This window comes from Enterococcus saigonensis (assembly GCF_011397115.1).
Classification (GTDB): Bacteria; Bacillota; Bacilli; order Lactobacillales; family Enterococcaceae; genus Enterococcus_C; species Enterococcus_C saigonensis.
Window position 1 is genome coordinate 305,317 of sequence record NZ_AP022822.1, and the last position, 7,184, is coordinate 312,500.

The 7,184-nt window shown below is 43.0% G+C and carries 3 protein-coding genes, 1 tRNA gene and 2 rRNA genes (1 of these 6 running past the window's edge); all 6 read left to right on the forward strand.

Annotated elements, in window-relative coordinates; genetic code table 11:
* Positions 1-164: 164 nt before the first annotated feature.
* Positions 165-1,052 (forward strand): Hsp33 family molecular chaperone HslO, encoded by an 888-nt coding sequence (hslO, locus tag EsVE80_RS01305; RefSeq protein WP_173102127.1) that lies wholly within the window; start codon positions 165-167, stop codon positions 1,050-1,052.
* The gene (gene dusB / locus EsVE80_RS01310) at positions 1,045-2,055 is read left to right on the forward strand and encodes a tRNA dihydrouridine synthase DusB (RefSeq protein ID WP_173102128.1); all 1,011 of its coding nucleotides are present in this window, start codon (positions 1,045-1,047) and stop codon (positions 2,053-2,055) included. The genes hslO and dusB overlap by 8 nt, the downstream gene beginning before the upstream one ends.
* 175 nt (positions 2,056-2,230) lie before the next feature.
* Entirely contained in the window at positions 2,231-3,730 is a 1,500-nt protein-coding gene (gene lysS / locus EsVE80_RS01315; protein WP_173102129.1) for a lysine--tRNA ligase, read from the forward strand.
* A 582-nt stretch (positions 3,731-4,312) separates the two neighbouring features.
* Positions 4,313-5,871, forward strand: a 16S ribosomal RNA gene (locus EsVE80_RS01320).
* A gap of 85 nt (positions 5,872-5,956) precedes the next feature.
* Positions 5,957-6,029, forward strand: a tRNA-Ala gene (locus EsVE80_RS01325).
* 177 nt (positions 6,030-6,206) lie between these two features.
* Positions 6,207-7,184: ribosomal RNA gene (locus EsVE80_RS01330) — 23S ribosomal RNA — on the forward strand (it continues 1,937 nt past the right edge of the window).
* Together the 16S and 23S rRNA genes with 1 tRNA gene alongside form the textbook arrangement of a ribosomal RNA operon.

Here is a 7,184-nt window from a genome sequence, read left to right on the forward strand (position 1 = left end):
TACTTTTTCTTAATTCAATCGGATAAAGTTGAAAAAAAGATAAGTTCCTTGTATGATTCAGAAATGAATACAATGAGCTAGATGCTTGACCATAGGCAAGTAAAAGTTGTCTCTTAGCTTGCAATAACAAGCGCTAAACGATATAGATATAAAAGGAGAAAAATATGAGTGATTATTTAATTAAAGCTTTAGCATATGGCGGTTTAGTTCGCGCATATGCAGTGGATGCTACTCAAACCGTGACAGAAGCACAAAAACGTCACGATACATGGAACACGTCTTCGGCTGCGTTAGGTCGTACATTAGTGGGGAGCTTATTGTTAGGTGCGACGTTAAAAGGTGACGATAAATTGACAGTGAAAGTCGAAGGAAACGGCCCTGCCGGTGCCATTATCGTGGATAGTAATGGACATGGCGATGTGAAGGGCTACATTAAAAATCCTCATTTAAGTTTGCCACTAAACGAAGTTGGTAAAATTGATGTGCGAGGAGCAGTTGGAACAGAAGGCATGTTTACCGTCATTAAAGACTTAGGCTTAAAAGAACCGTTTTCTGGTCAAACGCCAATTGTTTCCGGTGAGTTAGGAGAAGACTTCACGTATTATTTAGCGATTTCAGAGCAAATTCCGTCAGCAGTTGGTTTAAGTGTTTTAGTAAATACCGACGATACTATTAAGACTGCTGGTGGTTTTATGTTACAAATGATGCCTGGAGCAACTGAAGAAATCATTACAGCGATAGAAACCAATTTGGCAAATATGCCACGAGTCTCTGATTTATTAGATGCTGGACATAAACCTGAAGAAATTTTAGATATTCTATTGCCAGATACGGATTTAATGATTTTAGAAGAAAAATCGGTACAATTTAGGTGTGACTGCTCCAAAGAAAAATTTGGCGAAGCAATTATTGCCCTAGGCCCTGATGAAATTAAAGCAATGATTGACGAAGATCATGGAGCAGAAGCTGTCTGTGCGTTTTGTGGAAACAAATATGAATATCAAGAAGCAGACTTAGTAGCTTTGTTACAGGAGGCAAGTCAAAATGACTGATCAAACTTGGAAAATCGGTAATGTTGAAATTCCTAATCGCGTGGTTGTTGCTCCCATGGCTGGAATTACGAATGCGGCTTTTCGAGTAACGGTAAAAGAATTTGGTGCTGGTTTGGTGGTTTGTGAGATGATTAGTGACCAAGGTATTCATTTTCGAAATAAAAAAACATTGGAAATGCTGTATATCGATGAAAACGAGCATCCGCTTAGTGTTCAAATTTTTGGTGGCAATAAAGATTCTTTAGTGGAAGCAGCAAAGTTTGTAGCTGAAAATACAGCAGCAGACATTATTGATATCAACATGGGATGTCCGGTTAACAAAGTGATTAAAGCAGAAGCCGGTGCTAAGTGGTTGCTAGATCCTAACAAAGTACACGAAATGGTAGCGGCAGTAACGGCTGCTGTCGATGTGCCTGTGACAGTTAAAATGCGTATTGGTTGGGATGATCAACATGTTTTTGCTGTTGAAAATGCAAAAGCGGCCGAAGCTGGTGGTGCAGCAGCGATTGCCATGCATGGACGGACGCGTGTACAGATGTATGAAGGTAAAGCCAACTGGGATATTTTAAAAGAAGTGAAGAAGAACATTCATATTCCTTTTATGGGAAATGGGGATGTAAAAACACCACAAGATGCCAAACGCATGCTAGAAGAAGTTGGCGCAGATGGTGTGATGATTGGTCGAGCAGCATTGGGAAACCCATGGATGATTCATCGTACCGAACATTATTTAGCTACTGGTGAATTGATTGATGAACCAACGCCTGCAGAAAAAATTCAAACTGTTAAAATTCATTTGCAACGTTTGGTGGACTTAAAAGGCGAAATGGTTGCGACGAGAGAGTTTCGTCAACATGCGGCTTATTATTTAAAAGGAATTTCACGGGCGGCAAAAACCAAAGTAGCTATTAATCAAGCAGAAGATCAAGCAACAATTGTAGCAATTTTGGATGATTTTATCGCAAAAACACAAGAACGGCACTTGGTTCGCGCTACAAAGTAAACATAGTTTTTTTCAAGTCGAAGCTGATTTTCGGCTTGCTTTTTTTGGGTTTCATTGGCATTATAAGGAAGAATAGACTAGAGAGTTATAGTCGCGGTAGTTTTTAGAGTTAAGAAAACTCAACATCGCAATGTAAAAAGCCGCTGCTTCAACTAAAAATTAAGGAGGAAAACGCGTGACTGAGGAACAACAGCAACAAACCCAAGAAGAATTGAACGATCAAATGCTGGTGCGTCGCCAGAAGATGGAAGCACTGCAAGAAAATGGAATCGATCCATTCGGAAAACGTTTCGAACGCACCCATAATTCCGCAGAACTACATGAAATGTTCGATCAACGGACTAAAGAAGAATTAAGTGAAATGAATTTATCTGCTAGTGTGGCAGGACGGATGATGACAAAACGCGGTAAGGGTAAAGCTGGCTTTGCCCATTTACAAGATCGTGAAGGGCAAGTCCAAATTTATGTGCGTAAAGATGAAGTAGGTGAAGAAGCCTATGAATTATTTAAACACGCAGATTTAGGTGACTTCTATGGGGTTGTAGGTCAAATTATGAAAACCAACACAGGTGAAGTTTCTATCAAAGCACGTGAGTTTATTTTATTATCCAAAGCATTACGTCCTTTGCCTGATAAGTACCATGGTTTGACCAACGTAGAACAACGTTATCGCCAACGTTACTTAGATTTGGTTTCAAATCGTGAAAGTTTTGATCGTTTTACCAAACGCAGCCAAATTATCAGTGAAATCCGCCGTTACCTAGATGGATTAGGCTATTTAGAAGTTGAGACGCCTGTTTTGCATAATCAAGCGGGGGGAGCTGCAGCTCGTCCGTTTATCACGCACCATAATGCATTAGATATGGATTTGTATTTGCGTATCGCATTGGAATTGCATTTAAAACGTCTAATTGTTGGTGGAATGGAAAAAGTTTATGAAATCGGTCGAGTATTCCGTAATGAAGGAATTGACACGACCCATAATCCTGAATTTACTATGATTGAAGTCTATACTGCATATACCGATTACCGTGATGTGATGGATTTGACAGAAGGTATTATTCGTAATGCTGCCCAAAAAGTCTTAGGAACAGGTAAACTTACTTACGATGGTAAAGAAGTTGATTTAGATACTGAATTTAAACGTCTACACATGTTAGATGCTATTAAAGAACAAACTGGTGTTGATTTTTGGCAAGAAATGTCTTTAGAAGAAGCACGCGCTTTGGCTAAAGAACATAAAGTTGAAATTACAGATGCAATGGAAGTTGGTCATATTATCAATGAATTCTTTGAAACTTTCGTAGAAGATACCTTGATCCAACCGACATTTATTTATGGACATCCAGTAGAAGTTTCTCCACTAGCGAAGAAAAATCCAGAAGATGGCCGCTTTACAGATCGTTTTGAGTTGTTTATTGTTGGGCGCGAATTTGCCAATGCCTTTACTGAGTTAAATGATCCAATCGATCAACGTGCTCGCTTTGAAGACCAAGAAAAACAACGTGAGGCTGGCGATGATGAAGCTCACGGAGTAGATGAAGATTTCTTAGAAGCTTTAGAATATGGTATGCCCCCAACTGGTGGACTAGGTATTGGGATTGATCGATTAGTTATGCTTTTAACTGATGCCCAATCAATTCGCGATGTACTATTATTTCCAACAATGCGCTAGAATTTTTTTAGAGCATTAAAAATCAGTTTTAAACTGATTTTTAATGCTCTCTTTTTTTATTGTTTTGAGAGAATAATGTAGGAAATAACGAAAGTGAAAAAGCTTTATTCACGAATAATTTAACTTCATTCACAACAAATCAATCGGGTATGAAAAAAAACAAAAAAATATTGAGAAAATCGTTGACCTAATCAGATTTAGTTGGTATATTATTACTTGTCCTTGAGGCGGATAGCCTTAAGAAATAAACTTAAAAAAAGTTTTAAAAAAATGTTGACAGTTGCCAAAACGACTGTTAAACTAACGAAGTTGCTTAGTAAACAGCACATTTCTGAAATATCGTTTCAAAAAGTTTTTAAAACTTTTTGAAAAAACAGTTGACAAGAATTAAGTCAACTGATAAGATATAAGAGTTGCTGAAACATTTTTAAAAGCAACGAAGTAGACCTTTGAAAACTGAACAAAGCAAGCAAACGAACCAATGTGTAGGGCGCTTCTTTTAGAGAAGCAAACAACATGCAAGCAATAGCTAGCAGAATCAATTTTATTTGAGCTTAACAGTCATTTGACTGTTCAAACACTTTTTATGAGAGTTTGATCCTGGCTCAGGACGAACGCTGGCGGCGTGCCTAATACATGCAAGTCGAACGCTTCTTTTTCCACCGGAGCTTGCTCCACCGGAAAAAGAGGAGTGGCGAACGGGTGAGTAACACGTGGGTAACCTGCCCTCAAGCGGGGGATAACACTTGGAAACAGGTGCTAATACCGCATAACAATTATAAACACATGTTTGTGATTTGAAAGGCGCTTTTGCGTCACTTGAGGATGGACCCGCGGTGCATTAGCTAGTTGGTGAGGTAACGGCTCACCAAGGCCACGATGCATAGCCGACCTGAGAGGGTGATCGGCCACACTGGGACTGAGACACGGCCCAGACTCCTACGGGAGGCAGCAGTAGGGAATCTTCGGCAATGGACGAAAGTCTGACCGAGCAACGCCGCGTGAGTGAAGAAGGTTTTCGGATCGTAAAACTCTGTTGTTAGAGAAGAACAAGGATGAGAGTAAAATGTTCATCCCTTGACGGTATCTAACCAGAAAGCCACGGCTAACTACGTGCCAGCAGCCGCGGTAATACGTAGGTGGCAAGCGTTGTCCGGATTTATTGGGCGTAAAGCGAGCGCAGGCGGTTTCTTAAGTCTGATGTGAAAGCCCCCGGCTCAACCGGGGAGGGTCATTGGAAACTGGGAGACTTGAGTGCAGAAGAGGAGAGTGGAATTCCATGTGTAGCGGTGAAATGCGTAGATATATGGAGGAACACCAGTGGCGAAGGCGGCTCTCTGGTCTGTAACTGACGCTGAGGCTCGAAAGCGTGGGGAGCAAACAGGATTAGATACCCTGGTAGTCCACGCCGTAAACGATGAGTGCTAAGTGTTGGAGGGTTTCCGCCCTTCAGTGCTGCAGCAAACGCATTAAGCACTCCGCCTGGGGAGTACGACCGCAAGGTTGAAACTCAAAGGAATTGACGGGGGCCCGCACAAGCGGTGGAGCATGTGGTTTAATTCGAAGCAACGCGAAGAACCTTACCAGGTCTTGACATCCTTTGACCACTCTAGAGATAGAGCTTTCCCTTCGGGGGCAAAGTGACAGGTGGTGCATGGTTGTCGTCAGCTCGTGTCGTGAGATGTTGGGTTAAGTCCCGCAACGAGCGCAACCCTTATTGTTAGTTGCCATCATTTAGTTGGGCACTCTAGCGAGACTGCCGGTGACAAACCGGAGGAAGGTGGGGATGACGTCAAATCATCATGCCCCTTATGACCTGGGCTACACACGTGCTACAATGGGAAGTACAACGAGTTGCGAAGTCGCGAGGCTAAGCTAATCTCTTAAAGCTTCTCTCAGTTCGGATTGTAGGCTGCAACTCGCCTACATGAAGCCGGAATCGCTAGTAATCGCGGATCAGCACGCCGCGGTGAATACGTTCCCGGGCCTTGTACACACCGCCCGTCACACCACGAGAGTTTGTAACACCCGAAGTCGGTGAGGTAACCTTTTGGAGCCAGCCGCCTAAGGTGGGATAGATGATTGGGGTGAAGTCGTAACAAGGTAGCCGTATCGGAAGGTGCGGCTGGATCACCTCCTTTCTAAGGAATATTACGGAAACTACACAGTTTGTCACTTGTCTTTGTTCAGTTTTGAGAGGTTTACTCTCAATTAAAAAAGTAGTACGGGGCCTTAGCTCAGCTGGGAGAGCGCCTGCTTTGCACGCAGGAGGTCAGCGGTTCGATCCCGCTAGGCTCCATTGACAACAGTGGTTGTCATAATTTGTTCATTGAAAACTGGATACTTGAAGAAAAAATCAAAACAAACCGAGAACACCGCGTTGAATGAGTTTTTTAATAAGTTCAATTGCTTATTTTCTTGAGTAAGCTTCTATCGCTAGAAGAACTGCTCAAAACCAGACCGTAAGGTCTTATAAGGTTAAGTGAATAAGGGCGCACGGTGGATGCCTTGGCACTAGGAGCCGATGAAGGACGGGACTAACACCGATATGCTTTGGGGAGCTGTAAGTAAGCTATGATCCAGAGATTTCCGAATGGGGGAACCCAGCATCTTTTATAGGATGTTACGTATACGTGAATACATAGCGTATACGAGGTAGACGCAGAGAACTGAAACATCTAAGTACCTGCAGGAAGAGAAAGAAAAATCGATTCCCCAAGTAGCGGCGAGCGAAAAGGGAACAGCCCAAACCAAGATGCTTGCATCTTGGGGTTGTAGGACTCCGATATGGTAGTTCTTTCAGATAGTCGAATGGCTTGGAAAAGTCAGTCAAAGAGGGTAAAAACCCCGTAGACGAAATTTGGAAGGCACCTAGGAGGATCCTGAGTACGGCGGAACACGAGGAATTCCGTCGGAATCCGGGAGGACCATCTCCCAAGGCTAAATACTCCCTAGTGACCGATAGTGAACCAGTACCGTGAGGGAAAGGTGAAAAGCACCCCGGAAGGGGAGTGAAATAGATCCTGAAACCGTGTGCCTACAACAAGTTAGAGCCCGTTAATGGGTGATAGCGTGCCTTTTGTAGAATGAACCGGCGAGTTACGATTGCATGCGAGGTTAAGTTGAAGAGACGGAGCCGCAGCGAAAGCGAGTCTGAATAGGGCGAATGAGTATGTAGTCGTAGACCCGAAACCATGTGATCTACCCATGTCCAGGTTGAAGGTGCGGTAAAACGCACTGGAGGACCGAACCCACGTACGTTGAAAAGTGCGGGGATGAGGTGTGGGTAGCGGAGAAATTCCAAACGAACTTGGAGATAGCTGGTTCTCTCCGAAATAGCTTTAGGGCTAGCGTCGAAGTGAAGAATGATGGAGGTAGAGCACTGTTTGGACTAGGGGCCCATCTCGGGTTACCGAATTCAGATAAACTCCGAATGCCATTCATTTATATTCGG